Source organism: Bacillus sp. CH30_1T (assembly GCF_008364765.1).
Classification (GTDB): domain Bacteria; phylum Bacillota; class Bacilli; order Bacillales; family Bacillaceae_B; genus Rossellomorea.
This window is the reverse complement of the sequence record NZ_VTUY01000002.1, coordinates 2,501-21,168: the sequence shown is the minus strand read 5'-3', so window position 1 is coordinate 21,168 and position 18,668 is coordinate 2,501. Positions and strand designations below refer to the sequence as shown.

7 protein-coding genes, 24 tRNA genes and 1 riboswitch are annotated in these 18,668 nt (G+C 42.8%); of the genes, 29 read left to right on the top strand and 2 right to left on the bottom strand.

Annotated elements, in window-relative coordinates; translation table 11 throughout:
• Positions 1-448: 448 nt before the first annotated feature.
• On the bottom strand, positions 449-2,551 hold the full coding sequence (locus F0342_RS03320) for a GDYXXLXY domain-containing protein (protein WP_149154623.1): 2,103 nt from the start codon (positions 2,549-2,551) through the stop codon (positions 449-451).
• Between the two features lie 575 nt (positions 2,552-3,126).
• Here F0342_RS03320 and F0342_RS03315 point away from each other — a divergent pair.
• The 5 genes from F0342_RS03315 (at position 3,127) to F0342_RS03295 (ending at position 13,449) form a co-directional block, all read left to right on the top strand.
• Positions 3,127-3,345 carry a DUF1672 family protein gene (locus tag F0342_RS03315; protein WP_149154622.1) on the top strand — a complete coding sequence of 73 codons (219 nt, stop codon included), beginning with the start codon at positions 3,127-3,129 and terminating at the stop codon, positions 3,343-3,345.
• A 271-nt stretch (positions 3,346-3,616) separates the two neighbouring features.
• Positions 3,617-3,775, top strand: a complete 159-nt coding sequence (locus F0342_RS24665; RefSeq protein WP_188048387.1) for a hypothetical protein — start codon at positions 3,617-3,619, stop codon at positions 3,773-3,775.
• A 376-nt stretch (positions 3,776-4,151) separates the two neighbouring features.
• Positions 4,152-5,081: a DUF1672 family protein gene (locus F0342_RS03305; RefSeq protein ID WP_149154621.1), complete on the top strand. Its 930-nt coding sequence runs from the start codon at positions 4,152-4,154 to the stop codon at positions 5,079-5,081.
• Positions 5,082-5,092: 11 nt separating this feature from the next.
• On the top strand, positions 5,093-7,204 hold the full coding sequence (locus tag F0342_RS03300) for an SA1320 family protein (RefSeq protein ID WP_149154620.1): 2,112 nt from the start codon (positions 5,093-5,095) through the stop codon (positions 7,202-7,204).
• A 647-nt stretch (positions 7,205-7,851) separates the two neighbouring features.
• Positions 7,852-13,449, top strand: coding sequence for a pullulanase (locus tag F0342_RS03295; RefSeq protein WP_149154619.1), 5,598 nt, complete (start codon positions 7,852-7,854; stop codon positions 13,447-13,449).
• A gap of 255 nt (positions 13,450-13,704) precedes the next feature.
• A riboswitch (cyclic di-GMP riboswitch) is annotated at positions 13,705-13,790 on the top strand.
• A gap of 309 nt (positions 13,791-14,099) precedes the next feature.
• Here F0342_RS03295 and F0342_RS03290 read toward each other — a convergent pair.
• On the bottom strand, positions 14,100-15,326 hold the full coding sequence (locus F0342_RS03290) for an SGNH/GDSL hydrolase family protein (RefSeq protein ID WP_149154960.1): 1,227 nt from the start codon (positions 15,324-15,326) through the stop codon (positions 14,100-14,102).
• A gap of 827 nt (positions 15,327-16,153) precedes the next feature.
• On the opposite strand from F0342_RS03290, the gene F0342_RS03285 reads away from it, so the two are divergent.
• The 24 genes from F0342_RS03285 (at position 16,154) to F0342_RS03170 (ending at position 18,612) form a co-directional block, all read left to right on the top strand.
• Positions 16,154-16,228: transfer RNA gene (locus F0342_RS03285), tRNA-Glu, on the top strand.
• Positions 16,229-16,232: 4 nt separating this feature from the next.
• A tRNA-Val gene (locus F0342_RS03280) sits at positions 16,233-16,308 on the top strand.
• A gap of 85 nt (positions 16,309-16,393) precedes the next feature.
• Positions 16,394-16,469, top strand: a tRNA-Thr gene (locus F0342_RS03275).
• A 23-nt stretch (positions 16,470-16,492) separates the two neighbouring features.
• Positions 16,493-16,568 (top strand) — tRNA-Lys (locus tag F0342_RS03270).
• Positions 16,569-16,605: 37 nt separating this feature from the next.
• Positions 16,606-16,690: transfer RNA gene (locus F0342_RS03265), tRNA-Leu, on the top strand.
• Between the two features lie 8 nt (positions 16,691-16,698).
• A tRNA-Gly gene (locus tag F0342_RS03260) sits at positions 16,699-16,773 on the top strand.
• Positions 16,774-16,780: 7 nt separating this feature from the next.
• Positions 16,781-16,869, top strand: a tRNA-Leu gene (locus tag F0342_RS03255).
• A gap of 45 nt (positions 16,870-16,914) precedes the next feature.
• Positions 16,915-16,991 (top strand) — tRNA-Arg (locus F0342_RS03250).
• Between the two features lie 7 nt (positions 16,992-16,998).
• A tRNA-Pro gene (locus tag F0342_RS03245) sits at positions 16,999-17,075 on the top strand.
• Between the two features lie 8 nt (positions 17,076-17,083).
• Positions 17,084-17,159: transfer RNA gene (locus F0342_RS03240), tRNA-Ala, on the top strand.
• 74 nt (positions 17,160-17,233) lie between these two features.
• Positions 17,234-17,307: transfer RNA gene (locus tag F0342_RS03235), tRNA-Met, on the top strand.
• Between the two features lie 28 nt (positions 17,308-17,335).
• Positions 17,336-17,409 (top strand) — tRNA-Ile (locus F0342_RS03230).
• Positions 17,410-17,417: 8 nt separating this feature from the next.
• Positions 17,418-17,510, top strand: a tRNA-Ser gene (locus tag F0342_RS03225).
• Between the two features lie 27 nt (positions 17,511-17,537).
• Positions 17,538-17,611, top strand: a tRNA-Met gene (locus tag F0342_RS03220).
• 79 nt (positions 17,612-17,690) lie between these two features.
• Positions 17,691-17,767 (top strand) — tRNA-Asp (locus F0342_RS03215).
• Between the two features lie 48 nt (positions 17,768-17,815).
• Positions 17,816-17,891, top strand: a tRNA-Phe gene (locus F0342_RS03210).
• A 36-nt stretch (positions 17,892-17,927) separates the two neighbouring features.
• A tRNA-Tyr gene (locus F0342_RS03205) sits at positions 17,928-18,011 on the top strand.
• A 25-nt stretch (positions 18,012-18,036) separates the two neighbouring features.
• Positions 18,037-18,110, top strand: a tRNA-Trp gene (locus tag F0342_RS03200).
• Between the two features lie 17 nt (positions 18,111-18,127).
• Positions 18,128-18,200 (top strand) — tRNA-His (locus tag F0342_RS03195).
• An 8-nt stretch (positions 18,201-18,208) separates the two neighbouring features.
• Positions 18,209-18,283: transfer RNA gene (locus tag F0342_RS03190), tRNA-Gln, on the top strand.
• Positions 18,284-18,285: 2 nt separating this feature from the next.
• Positions 18,286-18,359: transfer RNA gene (locus tag F0342_RS03185), tRNA-Cys, on the top strand.
• Positions 18,360-18,368: 9 nt separating this feature from the next.
• Positions 18,369-18,442, top strand: a tRNA-Gly gene (locus F0342_RS03180).
• Between the two features lie 9 nt (positions 18,443-18,451).
• Positions 18,452-18,528, top strand: a tRNA-Ile gene (locus F0342_RS03175).
• A 9-nt stretch (positions 18,529-18,537) separates the two neighbouring features.
• A tRNA-Asn gene (locus F0342_RS03170) sits at positions 18,538-18,612 on the top strand.
• The last annotated feature ends 56 nt before the right edge of the window (positions 18,613-18,668 follow it).

The following is an 18,668-nucleotide window of genomic DNA, read 5'->3' as shown; positions in this document are numbered from 1 at the left end:
AAAGCTTCAATGAGATTTTTGTGATAAGGAATTAATCATCTATTCATTGAGTCATTTTTATTCCTCTTTTCATTGTTATCGTCGTTGAAAACAGTGTTGACAAGAATAAAATGACTCTTTCTTTTTCTACAAGATTTTTTTTCGCATCATCCACCTCTATTCTTAATTAGTAAACAGCATTTTTCGACAAACGGATCATAAAGACACGAAACAGGATCTTAAGATGGGAAAGAGGATCATTTTTACAAGGATAAACCTTCAAATCACCCCACTCCCCCCGAGAATCGTACTATCTCTAACTGAAAATCCTAGAAATGATCCAATTTCACTTCCAAATCAGCGCCAAAACCGGTCCAAGAGTGATGAAATCGAAAGTTACAGGACAATTTTCACACTCCTCACAAAAAACAGCAACGTAGCCCTTTTTCCTCCAGACCAGAACTGATCCCTAGTCCCGCAACCGCTCCAAAATCCCATCCCCCTTATCACTCACCTTTACCACGGCAGCCTTCACCTTCCCTTCCACATCCAGTCCGGTTCCTTCCGGGATGAAGAAATGTTCAATTCCGTATGTGACATGGGCACTGTTATCCCAGGAGCTTCTAACCTTTCCGTTTAAGAGCACATCCCCTGGTTTCTTTTCGTAAGGAGCATTCCATTTCCCGTTAAAGCTATAAACACCTGTATATTCGTGGAGTCCTTGTGCATTTTCACGTAAAACAATGGTGATGGGACCGCTGTCATCAATGGAGGTGTCTTCAAGCTGAGAAATCGTGTAGTTCAATTCCACATAGTCCCCCTGGAGGAGAGATCTCGGATCGACAGGTTGAAGCTCTAATATGATTGTTTCCCCGTTTTGTAATAGGGTTTCGTTTGAATAGACCTGATATCCGATCCATCCGGCTTGAAGGCATATGATGAGAAGGATCCTCAGCCTTTTTCCTGCAAGCATTGAGTACGATTGCTGATCCGAGCCAACTTTCCTATCAAAGTAAACCGCCACCATCAAGAAGAGGAGACCTAACCCGGCAAAGAGCAGGGATTTATGAACGAGCTTCCAGGCCAAATCGTAATACAGTTGAACGATAAGCATGAACCAGAACACAAGGGAGGAGACCCAATAGAAGGTGCGATCCTGCTTTTTGAAAAAATAGACGCATCCTGTAGTTGTCAGAAAGAACAGAGCGGTATAGATAATATGAAGCGTCGATGAAAGATCGATGGCGGTTAACGAGAAAAAGGCAAAGAATCCAATGAGAAACGCTCCATACTGGATGACATGTTTTTTATTCAGAGCAAGGTACACTGCAATATTCAAGATCACCATTACGACAAGGAGAGCATGAGTACCTAAGTCCATCGTTTGCCCTAAGAAGATCGCTGAGTTCAATTGAAACAGAACGTAGAATACAAACCTCGCGGCGAACCGTTTCTCAACATAAAACACATAGGCCAGAACGAAGAACATAATAAAGGAAAATTCATCAAACACACTTGCCATCATCCCGATGGTGATGCCAGTCATCATGAGTGAATACTTTACAGGAGACGGCCAGCTGGTTAACGTACTTGGAACGACGAGAAATACCGTCGCGAATACAAATAGAGTGACCATTGAGACATCCACCATTAGTAATGAAAGCAGTCCGAAAACAGAAGCTATGATGAAAACTGAGGCAATGGTCGTGACACTTGCAACGAAGATCGTCTTCGTCCAATGAAGGGAAGAGGAATGCTTCCGTAAATAGTTAACAAGGAATACACTTCCCACTAATAACAGAAAGGCCGCTAATAAGAGACCGACAAAGAAAAGACTGGACACATACTGTGCCATCAACTCGAACATTTTGATAATGATAAAGCCCGTTCCGAATATCGAAAGAATGATAAAGATGGATGTTTCTCTATGAAAGGCCCGGTACCCCCCAACCCCCAGGATGAAAACATAAAACAGGGTGAAGAAAACGGAATACTCATTATCGAATGCAGTGACCATGAGGAGGAGATTGGCTGAGATCAGACTCAGATAAAGCAACGGTTTTGAATGGATGTAGCCTTTTTTTATGATCAAAAATAACAGCGTGTTCACGATTCCGACTCCGAACGCGATCCATGTATGGCCGAGTGTCCAGTGGGCAAATGGAGACGAAGGAAAGAGGTGAAAATATATCGCCAAATGGATGAGGATATGGGTTAATACGTAAAATCCACCATACCTTGTGTACAAGCTAAATAGGAAGGCCGGGATTGCCCAAATTAGAAACAATAAGTAGCTGTCCGCGTGAGAATTGTACAGCTGCCCGAGTAAAGCAACAGATAGACCAAAGGATATTACACCGCTAACCAACATCCAGTTTGAAAGGAAATGGGCCCCCTTTAAAAAACGGTCCAACAGAAAAGCAGCTCCATAGAACAATACAATCAAAGAACCCCCTAAAGCCACTTTCTCCAATCGGGAAAACATCTGCCAGTTAGATGCAAAAAAATAAAGAGCACTGACTAATAGGAAAACAACTCCGAATAAATACGTTAGTGAAATTAATTTATTCATACACTTCACACCTTTTTCATGTATTCTGGTGAATCTCCTCACTTAACTATATGTGGGGTTAGGAAAGTATAGGCATGTAGAAAGTCAGGAGTGGAGGAGCAGGAGAAAAGAAGCGGATTAATTTGTCATTTAATTTATAAATGGTTGAAAATACAATATTTAGGTAATTATACAATAGTACAATATAGCGTTATAGAGATGTTTATTTACAAAAATTCTAATAGTATCTTAGGAGATCTTGCTTATGAAAACTATTGACCTACACTATGGAAATAAACACGACAAAATTGCAGAAATAATTGTGATAGAGTAGATCATCTTATCGATAAGATGGCTTTTATGCGGATAATGTAAGAGGTTGTTGTGTATAGAAGAAGACACTGTCCTTTGATGGTGTCAAAGACAACTCTCTTGAACGGGCGTTTCCAAATGAGATTGTCAGAGGTTGAAGGGAAGGTGGGCTTGGTTGAATAGTATAAGAATGATGCTTATAGGAACGGCAGGAATAATAATTCTCCTTAGGCTACCAGCTACGAGAGGTTTCTGAGGGTGATCAGGATGACCGGTAGGTTCGTGTGCAGGAGTATGAAGGGCAAGGGTATGAAGTGAAAAGTGGTAGCGAAACAGATGAAACCGCAGAAGCTCACCGTGAGGAAGTCGAAAAAGCGGTGACAGTGTTTTTCTTAAATGAATATAAGACAGAGGTGAAGGTCATCTTTGGGAATGAATACGGGGCTACCGTGTATGTTGAGTCCACCGGTCTGCTTCATTTCTACCACTATCGGTGGTTATGATAGATAAGACACAACAAATGGTGATAGCGGACAGTGTGTCATCAGTTAAAGGACAGGTTGAAATGCCATAAGGGGAAGTCTTTATACTATTCTTTATGAAGAAGAATTCAACGAGCTTGATCGTTATTTCAAAGAGAGGGTAGCGGAGGGACAAGTAATTGGAAAAACGAATGAGGCCATACAGAATGTGGAAGGATCGGGTTATATGACACCCCATTATTTTGTATCAACCTTTACCCGTGATGAGGTGATCTAATCCGTTGCTTGGCGAATGTGTGGGGCAAAAGAAGACGAAACTAAAGATCGATTCGTCAGCGTCCAGGACTACGAAGGTGAAGGGTGTACTCTGAACAATGGAGAAGAAACGGATAAGGTCGCCGAGTCTCATCGTGAAGAAGTGGAAAAAGAGGTGGGGATTTTTACTAGATGAAAATAACACAACGGTGAGGGTCCATAATCTCGTGGGAAATGTGGCGGGGTTTCGATGATCGTAGAGTCAGTGGGAGACCCCTGTGTACATACTTATGCTGTCGTTCCCATCAACACGCTTTTGTATGGTGCGTGGTTATCATTTGAATAATTGGTGTAATTATACAAATGTATGAGTCTGAAGGCATAAGTTCATTTATGCAAAATGTATAGTATAAAAGAAACGCGAAAAAGAAGTCTGCTCCCCTACTTTTTTCCTGTTTTATCTGATTGCTCTAAGTATTACCCGATTGAACTGTTAATACTTTACAGACTTTTATACAATATAAAGGTAATTCTTTAAATGAACCCATCCAATTAGGGAGGATCAGACATTCATGAATACGAAAAATAAATGGATTATATGCGGAATCGGACTTTCATTACTACTTGGAGGATGTATGAATATGGATAATGAAAAAAATAATGTGGATTCAAAAGAGGTAACAGGTCCATATAAAGATTCTTTTGTGAGAGTGCAAGATTACAAAGGGGATGGATATGTACTCAGAAATGGAGAAGATGCAGATAAAATTGCAGAAGAAATAAGTGATGAAGTTCAAAAAGCTGTTAAAGATTTTTTTATGGAAAAATATAAAATAGACGTCAAAGTGCACAATATTGTAGGGAATGTTGATGGTGCGACTGTGTTTGTCGAATCAACAGGACCTGTTCACTTCTATACGACCGCAATAGTGCCAATTGATTTGAGTCAAAAAAAGGTTTTAGAAGACAGTATTACTTCTTTAGATGGAGAAATTGAGAGTGCCATTCAAGGAGGTCTATACCACCTTTTATTCGAAGCTGAATTTCATAACCTGGATCAATATTTAAGTAAGATAGTCTCTGAGAATGCAGTTGTTGGAAAAACGAAAGAATCACTTGAAAATGTTGGAGGGGCAGGCTACATGACCCCATACTATTATCTATCAACTCCACCTGACGACGAAGCTATCCGACCAGTTTTTGAGGCATATCTAAATGATCCGGACACACCTGTCAGTGAACTTAAATCGCTATTCTCAAAAGCTGATTATGTAGCAGAAGATTATAATATTACGATTCAGTTATATATGGAGAATGAAAATGTAGAACCTGATAAAGAAATATTCAATAAAATTCAACAGGATATTAAGTCAATGAGTTCTATACCTAAAGGAAATTACAGTGTAATCATTAATGATAATTTAATTAATGAAAAAGTAGACGATGGGATTAAAGATAATTCTTTGCAATTAACGTTTCCGGATTCCATTGTTAAAAAGTAAGGGTGAATTAAATGGAGAAGCCAGTAAATAAGTTAATAAGCAAGGAAATCGCTTTTAAGAGTAATGATCAGGATCTTGTAGAATTAGCTGGATTACATGCGTATAAAGAGAAAAAGGTAGACTCATATATTAAAGTGAATGATACGAAATATAGAGTGTTAAACACACAATACAATCATCCGACTGGACTTGACGCTCTTACTGTTAGAAATGAATTAACAAAGGAAATAACAATAGTTTATGTAGGTACAGATGCAGCAGCTGAAAATGGAAAACAAGATCTCCTAACCGACGCTCAGCTATTAAGTGACCTTACCCTGCCCCAATTGGAAACAGCACAAGATTACTATAATAATATGAACAAAAAATATGAGTCGATTGGAGGGGTTAAATCCGTTACGGGTAATTCTTTGGGTGGACCATTGGCCAATTCTGTTGCTATTAATCATCCCGAAGTTACATCTGTTACCCTTAATCCTGCGCTTCTCCCAAAAGGGATGGCCGATTCCGACAAACCCTACGACAACATCACCAATTACTTCACCAACTATGATGTCTTAACGGGGACTCTCATTGCCCTGAATCTCGATTCCCGTATCCCCGGAAAGAGGTACGATATTTCGACAGGTATACCGGTGATCGGCGAGAAGTTCAGTATCCTGACAAACAATCATACGGGGTATACCGACGGTGGGAAATACGTAATTGGTCTAGATGGGGAACCTGGTTATGGTAAAATCCATGTTGAAGCCGATGCCCATATCATGACAAGCATATGGACGGGAGAACCCCTCTATGGCGGCCATTCGGATAGAATTGAAATCAACCGCGACAATTTGAACCTATTGGCTGAAGCCTTGGCTGGGGATGTCACCACAAGATTGGGGTATGCCCGGGACTACTTGACCAATTCGCAGGAAATCGCCCGGCATGAAGGAGACCGTTACTCGGAACGGTTGAGCCGCCTGCAGATGATCTTTGAGGATTCGTTCGAAAACTTGATCGGAAATCCTTTATTCATAGGCATCACGTCGACGGGACATCGTCTGACCTCGGAAATCGACCATCTAATTTCTCTCGTTAATATGGCTGAAAACGCCAGTAAATCTCTCAATGGTGTGTTGAATTCCCCACCTGTCGAACTCGTTGAGCACTTATTCAACCGAAGCATCAGTGTCGAAAGCATTTTCGGTCAGGCCCGGAATCAGCTGCTTGAATTCAAACAGGAGATTATCAGTCTGACAGGATTCCTGCAGAACATCCTTCATAAAGAAATCCCGGAACTGTTTAGCGGAGGGAAGGAGACACTGGAGGATCTCCTTGTGAACGAGATGCTGGCACACTATGAGATTATCAAAGCCAATAGTGTGCAAATGAATAGTCACATAGCAGAATTTCAGAGTCAGGTTGGGGACCTTGCAAAAAACTTTGGAGAACGTGATTCTTCTTTAAGTGCAAGCATCTCTGGAGGAGCTTCGGTTCAACATGAAGTAATGATGCCGAAGAAAAACGATTACGTGTTGGAAACGTCTGATCACATGCTCATCGGTATGAAGGTGAAAGAAATCTACTTGGATGGATCCTTTGAAGCCTTCAAGGGAGTTTCACACCGTTTTCTGTTTCCGCTTCTAGGCGGTTTGACGGGTCTTGCTTTTGCCATCGAAAACACATTGGAGGTCATCTCGGCTCAAATCAAGGGTGCCATGAATGTTGCCCTGAGTGGAACGGTTCCCGGAAAGCTTATCAGTATGTTCTCGGACTTCGACGACAAAATCCGCTCGTACGTTTCTTCCGCACTGGAGCCGATAGACGAACTTGCTGCAACCATTGAAGGACTCCGGGACGGATTAACCAGGTTAACGATCGGATTTCCAGCGTTACTTGACAGCTTCAGACCTTATATCGACTCTGCGATTTTTGATAAAACGAGTTACTCCAATATCCATGTATACAATGTATCGGCCATGGCCATTCATGAAGAAATGGAAATGCTCTTTGACGACATCGTCCACCAGCTCAGTCAACATAAAGGAAATTCAATTCAAGCATTATGTGAAATTTCACAACGAGTGAAAGACAACTTGATCCAACTGCGTCAACAAGTGGATCGTGTGACATTGTAGGGACAGGGTATCCGCTTGTTCCTATTTTTTTGTGCTCTTTTCGCAAAGCGTAAATGAACCTTAGACTTGAATGATCACTGCTTCTGAGCAGCCTCTACTCGAAGAAAATTCGACACGGAGGATCAGATCAATTATTCAAAATCAGGATTCATAATTTCAAAACAGGATTGAATTTTTCATATCCGGATTGAAAATAGTCCAATCTGGATCGATTTCTCTGGGAGAGGGTTGCGTATCAGGATTTAAAGCCAAACTGGCCCCCTATAATCCGTTCAGCTTTCCACTTCAGCTAAAAAAAGACAATCTAAAGTCGTTCTGTATCCAAAAGCAGACAATAAATAGCCGTTGGACCTCCAAGTCGAGCACAGTGTCGCCCAAAAAGGAGCAGGCTACATTATTCTAGCCATTATGATTACGATAAGAGCCATTATACAAACTAGGAATAAAATCCCCCTTTTGTCATATAGCTACTTCAATGAATATATTGTAAAATAAAAAAGACAGATAATTGCAAGCGTTTGCACCAGTTCGAAATAACTACCCTATGAATCACCTCACATTTTTTTAGTTGTTTGTGCAAACGTTTCCGCAATCATCAAGAGCACTTCTATTATTCTATTAATCCAATTTAAGAGGAGGAAACATGAATGGTAAATAGGTCAAAGCGTCGATTCTCGATTTTTATGACTTTGACGCTGCTGCTAAGTCTATGGACACCATTTGCACCGGCAGCATCTGCAGTGGCGGATGGGAATGCCACGGTTGAATCAGCAGAGTCTAGTGATCGCACAGTACGCTTCACGTATGATCGTGAAGACCAAACGTATGACGGCTGGAATATATGGGCTTGGAACACAGGGGTAAAGGATGATCAAATCAACTTTGACGCCTATGAAAACGGAGTGGCGGTAGCTAACATTGCCGTGGCACCTGAAACAGAGCAATTCGGCTTTGTTCTTCGCAGTACCGAGGATTGGAATACGGCGGAGAAGGAGTTTGGCGATCGTTTTATTAAATTGAACAAAAACGACACCATCACCAAGGCGTACATAACAAGCGGTGTCGAGGAGATTCGTATTGTACCGGATGGATCGGCACCGGTCATCGATCAGAGAAATGCGACGTTCTATTATCGTGATAAAGAATTATTCGCAAACGACGCGATGGATACGATTGATAAAGTAGAGTTGAAGTACAACGGGGAAACCAGAGAAATGACATATGAACCGGAGAATGAACGGTTCGTACTAGCATATGACAACATTCCAAATGGGAAAAACCCGTACTCCTTTTTAGTCACGAAAGATGGTAAAACGACAGAAGTAAGTGACCCTTACAATACAGTCGATGGGGAATCGTTTCTTGATTTCCAAAAAGCGGATCTGACGGTTACGGGTTCAGTGTCACCAACTGCTGTGGACTATAACAAGAACGCTGTCTTAACGGTGGGTGTTGATGGACTGACAGAGGATGTGAAAATCCAAAAAATCACGGCGGATGTTTCTTCATTAGGCGGATCAGAGAAACTCGAAATCGATCCTTCATTAAAGGAAGTGACATTAGCAGTCGATGATGATGTAACGGCAGGAACAAAATCGATTCCTCTGACCGTAGTGGATTCTTACGGGAACTATTATGAGGGAACGACTGAAATCGAAGTAAAAGCAAGACAGTCTGTCGGTGATTCGGATCTTGATTGGGATGAATCCATCATTTATTTTATGCTGACAGATCGATTCTTTAATGGGGATACATCGAATGATGATCCTTACAATCTAAATTATGATAAAAGCAAACGAGGAACGTACCAGGGTGGAGATTTCAAAGGGATCACGGAGAAACTTGATTACCTTGATAATCTCGGTGTGAATACGATTTGGATCAGTCCGGTCGTGGAGAATATCAAGTATGATGTCCGTTCCGTTGAAACAAACGGGGAATCTGATCAGCCTTATTTCGGCTATCATGGCTACTGGGCTAGTAACTTCGGTGAGCTGAATCCTCACTTTGGGTCAATGGAAGAATTCCATACGCTAATCGATGAAGCACATGACCGTGGGATTAAAATCATGGTCGATGTGGTGTTGAATCATACGGGATATGGATTAAAAGAAATCAATGGAGAGCTTGCTGAGGATAAGCGTCCTGCAGGTTATCCGACGGATGCAGAAAGAGAACAATATAGTGATATCGTTCGTCAAGGTGCTGATGTCGGTACGGATGAAGTGGTCGGTGAATTAGCAGGACTACCAGACGTCATCACGGAAAATCCAGAAGTTCGCCAGCAAATCATTGATTGGCAAACGGATTGGATTGAAAAAGCAACAACGGCAAAAGGGAATACAATCGATTATTTCCGTGTCGACACTGTAAAGCATGTGGAAGATACGACATGGATGGCCTTTAAAAACGCCATCACGGAAAAAATGCCTCAGCACAAAATGATTGGTGAAGCTTGGGGAGCAAGTGCAGACAACAAGCTAGGATATCTTGATACTGGAATGATGGACTCACTTCTGGACTTCGGTTTCAAAGATATCGCACGTGACTTTGTGGGTGGCAACCTGAAAGCAGCCAATGATAAACTGACGGCTCGAAACGGGAAAATCGATAACACGGCAACACTCGGACAATTTTTAGGAAGTCATGACGAAGACGGATTCTTGTATTCGATAGGCGGAGATGAAGGCAAGCTGAAAGTGGCCGCTTCGCTTCAGGCAACATCGAAGGGACAACCGGTCATATATTACGGAGAAGAGCTTGGACAAAGCGGAGCGAACAATTATCCGCAGTACGATAACCGCTATGATTTTGCCTGGGATGATGTAGAAAATAATGACGTGTTGGACCACTATACGAAGATATTAAACTTTAGAGGGGCACATTCCGATGTTTTTGCTAAAGGGGATAGAAAGACTGTCGGTGGTTCGAATAGCGATCAGTTCCTGGTATTCTCCCGTGACTATAAAGAGGACTCTGTCTACGTTGGGTTGAACGTGGCGGACGAAGCGAAAGAGATCACGTTAACTGTTGATTCTCCTGGTGCTGTCGTAACAGATACTTATTCTGGAGAAGAATACAATGCTGACGGTGGGAATGAAATTACGTTGACACTTCCTTCTAAAGCAGACGGCGGTACTGCGTTGTTGACCGTTGAAGACGGTAAGATTACAGGTGTTGAAGCAGGTTCTGGTGAAGATCCTGAAGTAGAGCCGGTTCCGGAAAACAACATCCGCATCCACTACAACCGTACCGATGGAAACTATGAAAACTACGGTGCTTGGCTTTGGAATGATGTGGCTTCACCATCGGCTAACTGGCCGACTGGTGCTACCATGTTTGAAAAGACCGACAGCTATGGCGCCTACATTGATGTTCCCCTGGCTGAAGGCGCAAAAAATATTGGCTTCCTTGTAATGGATATTACAAAAGGGGATGCAGGTAAAGATGGTGGGGATAAAGGGTTTACGATCCCTTCACCTGAGGTAAACGAGATTTGGATCCAACAAGGATCGGATAAGGTGTATACGTATGAGCCGGTTGATCTCCCGGAGAACACGGTGCGTATCCATTATGAGCGTGAAGACGGGAATTATGAGAACTTCGGTGTCTGGAATTGGGGGGATGTCGCAGCTCCTTCAGATAACTGGCCGACAGGTGCCGCTGATTTAGCGGGTAAAGACCGTTATGGTGCTTATGTAGACATCCCGTTAAACGAAGATGCGAAAGAAATCGGCTTCATTATGCTGGATGAGTCGAAAGGCGATGCCGGTAAGGATGGCGGCAACAAGACGTTCAATCTGTTAGATAGATATAATCACTTATGGGTGAAGCAGGGGGACGATACCGTCTACATATCTCCACACGGGGATGTGGCAACGGGATTGATTTCTTCTGAGGTCATTTCAGACGATACGATTCGTCTGAATTTCACGATGACAGATGGTTTGACAGAAGAAGCGTTATTGTCCGGTTTAGCCATCAAAGACAGTGCTGGATCCGATGTGACAGTGGAAAGTGCTGAAATCACCGGAGACAAAACAGTGGAAGTAAAAGCTGATTTTGACCTGGAAAAACTGCCACTATCCGTCACCTACTCAGGCAGGACCGTTTCAGCAGCGGCAGGATGGAGATTGCTTGATAATAAGTACGCCTATGATGGTGATGATCTTGGTGCTACTTATAAAAAAGGGAACGCGACCTTAAAATTATGGGCACCGAAAGCAAGCAAGGTAGTCGCAAACTTCTTTGATAAAAAAGATACTTCGAAACCAATCGGCAGTGTGGAACTGACTCTTGGTGAAAAAGGCGTGTGGGCAACGGAAGTAAAAGCAAAAGACTTAAAGGTGAAAGATTTAAAAGGATACTACTATCAATATGAAGTAACCAATGACGGCGTAACGAAAAAAGTCTTGGATCCTTACGCCAAATCAATGGCAGCTTTTACAGTGAATACAGAAGGTGAATCGGGACCTGACGGCGATAACGTCGGGAAGGCGGCGATCGTCGACTTAAAAGGGACGGACCCTAAGAAGTTCAGCCATGCGTCCATCGATGGCTATGAAAAACGTGAAGACGCGGTCATTTACGAGGTTCACGTCCGTGACTTTACGTCCGATCCTTCGATTGAAAAAGATTTGAAGAAGGAAAGATGGGGCACCTATGACGCCTTCATCAAAAAGCTTGATTATATTAAGTCAATGGGTGTGACCCACGTTCAACTGCTTCCGATCATGGCCTGGTACTACGGCGATGAAACGAATATGGGGGAACGTGAGCTAGAGTATTCAGCGGGAGGCAATGAATACAACTGGGGATATGACCCACACAGCTACTTTTCCCCGGATGGTGCGTATTCACAGGATGCCACTGATCCACAATTACGAATCGAAGAAACGAAACGATTGATTGATGCGATTCATGATAAGGGTATGGGTGTCGTCCTCGACGTGGTCTACACGCATATGGCCAAAACAAGCACACTGAACGACATCGTTCCTAATTACTATGCATTCCAGGATGACAAAGGAAACTTCCTTGGAGGCTTCGGGAACAACCTGGCCACCAACCATACAATGGCTGAAAAGCTGATGGTCGACTCAGTGAAATACTGGTTCGACGAATACAAGATCGATGGTATGCGATTCGATATGATGGGCGACGCAACCTACCCATCCATCCAAAAAGCCTATGATGCCGCGGCTGAAATCAACCCGGATGCCCTGTTCATCGGTGAAGGCTGGAGAACATTTGCCGGTCACTTATCTGATCCTTCCCTTGAAGGAATGGGTGCCGACCAGGATTGGATGGACAAAACCGACGAGGTAGGAGTCTTCTCCGACGAAATCCGAAATGAACTGAAATCCGGATTCGGTTCAGAAGGTGAGCCGCGATTCCTGACAGGTGGCGCACGCGACATCAACACGATTTTTAACAACATCAAAGGTCAGCCTGGCAACACGGCAGACGACGATCCCGGCGACATGGTCCAATACATCGCAGCACATGACAACCTCCCGTTATACGATGTCATTGCCCAATCAATCAAAAAGGATCCGGCCATTCCGGAAAACAACCTGGAGATTCACAAGCGTATTCGCCTTGGTAACTCCATGATCCTGACATCACAAGGGACAGCTTTCATCCACGCGGGGCAGGAATACGGAAGAACGAAGCAATGGCTAGGAGAAGGCGTACCGGAACAGAAATATCATGAGTTGGAAGATGAAGACGGCAATCCATTCGGTTATTTCATCCATGACTCCTACGATTCATCCGACGCCATCAATAAGTTTGATTGGGAAAAAGCAACGAACAAGAAGAAATATAAAATCAATACTACAACAAGAGAGTACACAGAAGGTCTAATTGAGCTGAGAAGATCCACCAATGCTTTCCGTTTAGGTGAGCAAGAGCTCGTTGATCAGAATGTATCGCTGCTTGATTTACCTGAGATCGCCGATACAGACTTGATGCTTGCTTACAAGAATGTCTCCACGGATGGTACGGGTGAGTACTACGTATTTGTCAATGCGGATAGCGAAGCGCGTACCATTTCAATAGAAGGCTATGACTTCTCTAAAGGGAAGGTTCTAGTAGACAACGACGAAGCGGGAACTAAGCCTGTTTCCAAGAAATCTGGTTTTACATTGAAGAAAGATACTTTGACTTTGGATCCATTGACTACTGTTATAATCAAGGTAGATGAGCAGGGTAAGAAAGGTAAGAAGAAAAAGAAACATTAATGGGGTCAGACCTCACAGAGCTTGCCTCAACCTTATTAATAAGGTTGAGGTTTTTTAATTGTCTCTTACAAACAATCCACTTATAATACTTTCAAGGTGATAGGTGATGGAACTTTTTTATTCTTTTAGGAATATTTAAAACGCACTTTATAAAATTATGGTACGATTCAAAAGTAGTAAATATGACATGCGTAAATATGCGGTTATTTTTGATCGGTTAACTGTATTATTTATAAATGAAATCTTTCATAATTCGTACGATAAGGGCAAAATCATTGAAAGGTGATGACGCAAAACTTTAGGGGCTAAGGTCATAGTGACGATGCTTGCCAGTTTTCGAAACGGACTCCTGCGATTTATGAAGTGGAGGAGAGTTGATGAAGGTGAGTCAGTTATTCGTGCAAATGAAATGTAAATGGCATTTTTTGAGGATTCACTACAATCGAGTTTTGCTGGAAGGATGTTTAGACTGTCAGATTAAAAAGAAGTTGCAGGAAAAAATAAAGTATCATGAAATGAAGTTGAATAATATTCATTAGAATTCGTATGAAGACGGCTAAGGAATGCTTGTAAACTGCGTTATGATTGGAAGAAGCATAGACAACAAAACTAAAAGGATGTGGGACAAAGTACAATATCTCTTTATCCCACTATTTGAATAATGAAAGATCAACGGTATCAGCCATTCTCTTATAACCCGCATCATTGGGGTGGAGGTGATCTCCCGAGTCATATTTTTGGAGGTAGCGTTCAGGTTCATTTGGATCCCGCAGAGCTTTGTCAAAGTCGATGACCCCATCAAACTCCCCGCTTGTTCTTATCCAGTCATTCACTTCCTGACGTGTACTTTCCCCTTTAGATGTGAACATTCCTGATCCTTTAAAAGGGGTCAATGTACCACCATAAATGGTCAAGCCCTGTTCTTGGGTAGAATCAATGATCTGCTTCATCCTCTCGATGATTTTGTCAGCATCATATTCAGGATGATGTCTTATATCATTCAACCCCTGGTGAAGGACCACTGCTTTTACACCTGATTGATTGAAAACATCCCTCTCCAGCCTTGCAAAGGCATTTTCTCCCTTATCAGGCAGACTGTTGATCAGTTGATTGGCAGAGATCCCCGCATTCATGATAGTCAAATCTGAATTTTCCTGATTTAATCGTCTTGCCAGGTAATCGGGCCAACGTCGATTTGTATTTACTGTTGAACTATTTCCATTTGCGAGAGAACTCCCTATTATAACAATGCCTTTCTTAGATGAATCAGTTAATACGTCTACTCCATCCAACCAAAACCATGATTCTTCCAGTTCGTTAAAAGCCGAAGAATCGGACATCGAAACATCATTTCCCTTTGAAATATAGGTCGTTTGCATAGATACGGGATGCCAAGTGACAGGTCCGGATTTTTCTTTGACATATAGACTTACTGCAAGAGCTTTATCACCAGACACTTCTAATGTAATGGAATCACTGAATTTTCTCTCACCTGGAGGGATGGTCACAGTTGATTTGCCTTCAAATGTCACCTGTTGATCTGTATCCGGGACAATTTCAGAGCCTTTTTGAGAAATGGCCACATGTACCTCTTCAATGGCTAGGGGTTTTTCAGAAAAGACATTTGATAGGCGGAGTCGTATCTTATTACCATCAACATGAGGATGGAGGATCATTCGAATCGTTTGATCTTCAAATCCTTTATGGGAAATTCCATCTTCTAAAGGTGTTTGCATACTTGCGGCCCATGCACCTACCCAGTTTTCTTGATTTATTTTGTATATATTAAAATTATTCCAACTTCCATTCCAGGAAATTCTCAACATTAGAATGAAAATCACAATTAAGGTGATTAAAAGACCGAGTCTCCATTTCATCAAATTCCTTACCTTCCATTTACTGGGTATTTCCTATAGTTTATATGAACTTACAGTAGGATAGTGCAAAATCTTGTTCATACCCAGAAAGAATTTTTACAAACCTTAACATGGTTTTAAATATATGTTTACACTTATTTGCTATTCTAAACATGCAGGAAACAAAAGATTGATAATGTGGAGGGGTTTCTATGTTACGCAATTTTAAAAGAGAATGGCATAAGTTTTGGTTTTTCAGTTTTAATTATAAATTGGAAATGACAAGTGATATGAGCCAATTCAACAAAATTCGTGAAAAATCTAAATATCATGGAGATAAACTTATGCAGCTCTTGTAGCTGCTTTTTTTGATTCAACGGTTAAACTGAAGCTTTTAGTGTGTCAATAATGATCGCAGCGCCCTTGGTTCATTCCGTATTATGACGAAGATATCATAGAAGTCACATCTAGAGCTGCCATTACAACGGTGTATGAGATTCAAATTCAAGCAGTGCCATAGAAATTCCCGAGTGCGGCCAGGATTTCTACTTAAATGAAGAGTATTGTTACGCTTCCAATTGTTATAAATTTGGCAATGTAAATACCTTTAACCCTTATTTCATATTCAAGACTGAAGAGGGGGCAGTAGTTTGAACGTAGCATTCTTTTAATGATTTATAATTTTCCTATTGATATAAGGTTTGAAGATGTGGTATATTCTTCTTCGGCTTACAAAAATGGTTTTGATAAGCAACCAAAAGAATATTTTTTTGAATCAGAAGTTGACTTCTGCGAAATTGAATGATATAGTAATACATGTTCTTAAGCGGGACATTTTCAAAAAAAACGGCCCATTGGTCAAGCGGTTAAGACACCGCCCTTTCACGGCGGTAACACGGGTTCGAATCCCGTATGGGTCACCAAAATGGAGGATTAGCTCAGCTGGGAGAGCATCTGCCTTACAAGCAGAGGGTCGGCGGTTCGATCCCGTCATCCTCCACCAATGATTTTTGCGACAGCAAAATATCTTTCCTAGAACTGCTTCTGTGAAGTAACTTTCCATTAATACTTCATATGAAAATAAACATGCCGGTGTAGCTCAACTGGTAGAGCAACTGACTTGTAATCAGTAGGTTGGGGGTTCAAGTCCTCTTGCCGGCACCATTTGGTTTCTTAATTACAAAGATGAGCCATTAGCTCAGTTGGTAGAGCATCTGACTTTTAATCAGAGGGTCGAAGGTTCGAGTCCTTCATGGCTCACCATAGAATTTCGCGGATGCGAAATCTAACATTTCATCATGCGGGTGTGGCGGAATTGGCAGACGCACCAGACTTAGGATCTGGCGCCGCAAGGCGTGGGGGTTCAAGTCCCTTCACCCGCACCATTTATTTCGCGGAAGTAGTTCAGTGGTAGAACACCACCTTGCCAAGGTGGGGGTCGCGGGTTCGAATCCCGTCTTCCGCTCCAATAGATTGCCGGGGTGGCGGAACTGGCAGACGCACAGGACTTAAAATCCTGCGGTAGGTGACTACCGTACCGGTTCGATTCCGGTCCTCGGCACCAAAGATTTTTGCACTAGCAAAATATTATTTCTTAAGAGGAAATTTAGCGCCCGTAGCTCAATTGGATAGAGCGTTTGACTACGGATCAAAAGGTTAGGGGTTCGACTCCTCTCGGGCGCGCCATATATTTCGGGAAGTAGCTCAGCTTGGTAGAGCACTTGGTTTGGGACCAAGGGGTCGCAGGTTCGAATCCTGTCTTCCCGACCACTTCTTTTGGGGCCTTAGCTCAGCTGGGAGAGCGCCTGCTTTGCACGCAGGAGGTCAGCGGTTCGATCCCGCTAGGCTCCACCAAGTTTTTTACGAAAGTAAATAAACTTTATTGAATCTTGCTTAATCAAGATTCAGATTGATCGAAAAGGTTTCGTGGCGGTGTAGCTCAGCTGGCTAGAGCGTACGGTTCATACCCGTGAGGTCGGGGGTTCGATCCCCTCCGCCGCTATTACTAAATACATGACGCACGATTATAAGGACCCTTAGCTCAGTTGGTTAGAGCAGACGGCTCATAACCGTCCGGTCGTAGGTTCGAGTCCTACAGGGTCCATTATACACGGAGGAATACCCAAGTCCGGCTGAAGGGATCGGTCTTGAAAACCGACAGGGGTGTAACAGCCCGCGGGGGTTCGAATCCCCCTTCCTCCTCCATTTTTACCTTTACTATATTTATATCGTCGCGGGGTGGAGCAGTTCGGTAGCTCGTCGGGCTCATAACCCGAAGGTCGCAGGTTCAAATCCTGTCCCCGCAATACCATTTTTGACTTAGGGTAGCATTACCCTTCATAAGTCACGCATGGATAGTTATTTTGACTGTCGTCAAAAAACTTTGGTCCGGTAGTTCAGTTGGTTAGAATGCCTGCCTGTCACGCAGGAGGTCGCGGGTTCGAGTCCCGTCCGGACCGCCATTTATTTCTTTAGTGTTCATTTTGATAATTTAATCTTCTATATAATATGGCTCAGTAGCTCAGTTGGTAGAGCAATGGACTGAAAATCCATGTGTCGGCGGTTCGATTCCGTCCTGAGCCACCATTTATACTTAAGAACCTTTAAGTATTTGTTTTATTTGGAGGGGTAGCGAAGTGGCTAAACGCGGCGGACTGTAAATCCGCTCCTTCGGGTTCGGCAGTTCGAATCTGCCCCCCTCCACCATTTTTAATAAAACTCTCTATTATATAGGGGCATAGTTTAACGGTAGAACGAAGGTCTCCAAAACCTTTGGTGTGGGTTCGATTCCTACTGCCCCTGCCAAAGAAATTTATATCATGGCGATTGTGGCGAAGTGGTTAACGCACCTGATTGTGGTTCAGGCATTCGTGGGTTCGATTCCCATCAGTCGCCCTTTATATTGGGCTATAGCCAAGCGGTAAGGCATCGCACTTTGACTGCGACATGCGTTGGTTCGAATCCAGCTAGCCCAGCCAACGGCGGCATAGCCAAGTGGTAAGGCAGAGGTCTGCAAAACCTTTATCACCGGTTCAAATCCGGTTGCCGCCTCCAATTATTAATGCGGGTGTAGTTTAGTGGTAAAACCTCAGCCTTCCAAGCTGATGATGAGGGTTCGATTCCCTTCACCCGCTCCAATTTTTAATGGGCCTATAGCTCAGCTGGTTAGAGCGCACGCCTGATAAGCGTGAGGTCGGTGGTTCGAGTCCACTTAGGCCCACCATTTCATTATTCCGCAGTAGCTCAGTGGTAGAGCTATCGGCTGTTAACCGATCGGTCGCAAGTTCGAATCTTGCCTGCGGAGCCATTTTCTTCATTATAGAAATTGGAATATCATCTCGATATATTTTTTTGAGAAAGTTT

Bases quoted from the DNA above. Each gene is read 5' to 3' on its own strand.
- F0342_RS03290 (WP_149154960.1), bottom strand. From the start codon at position 15,326: ATGAAATGGAGACTCGGTCTTTTAATCACCTTAATTGTGATTTTCATT.
- F0342_RS03320 (WP_149154623.1), bottom strand. From the start codon at position 2,551: ATGAATAAATTAATTTCACTAACGTATTTATTCGGAGTTGTTTTCCTA.
- F0342_RS03295 (WP_149154619.1), top strand. From the start codon at position 7,852: ATGGTAAATAGGTCAAAGCGTCGATTCTCGATTTTTATGACTTTGACG.
- F0342_RS24665 (WP_188048387.1), top strand. From the start codon at position 3,617: ATGTGTGGGGCAAAAGAAGACGAAACTAAAGATCGATTCGTCAGCGTC.
- F0342_RS03305 (WP_149154621.1), top strand. From the start codon at position 4,152: ATGAATACGAAAAATAAATGGATTATATGCGGAATCGGACTTTCATTA.
- F0342_RS03300 (WP_149154620.1), top strand. From the start codon at position 5,093: ATGGAGAAGCCAGTAAATAAGTTAATAAGCAAGGAAATCGCTTTTAAG.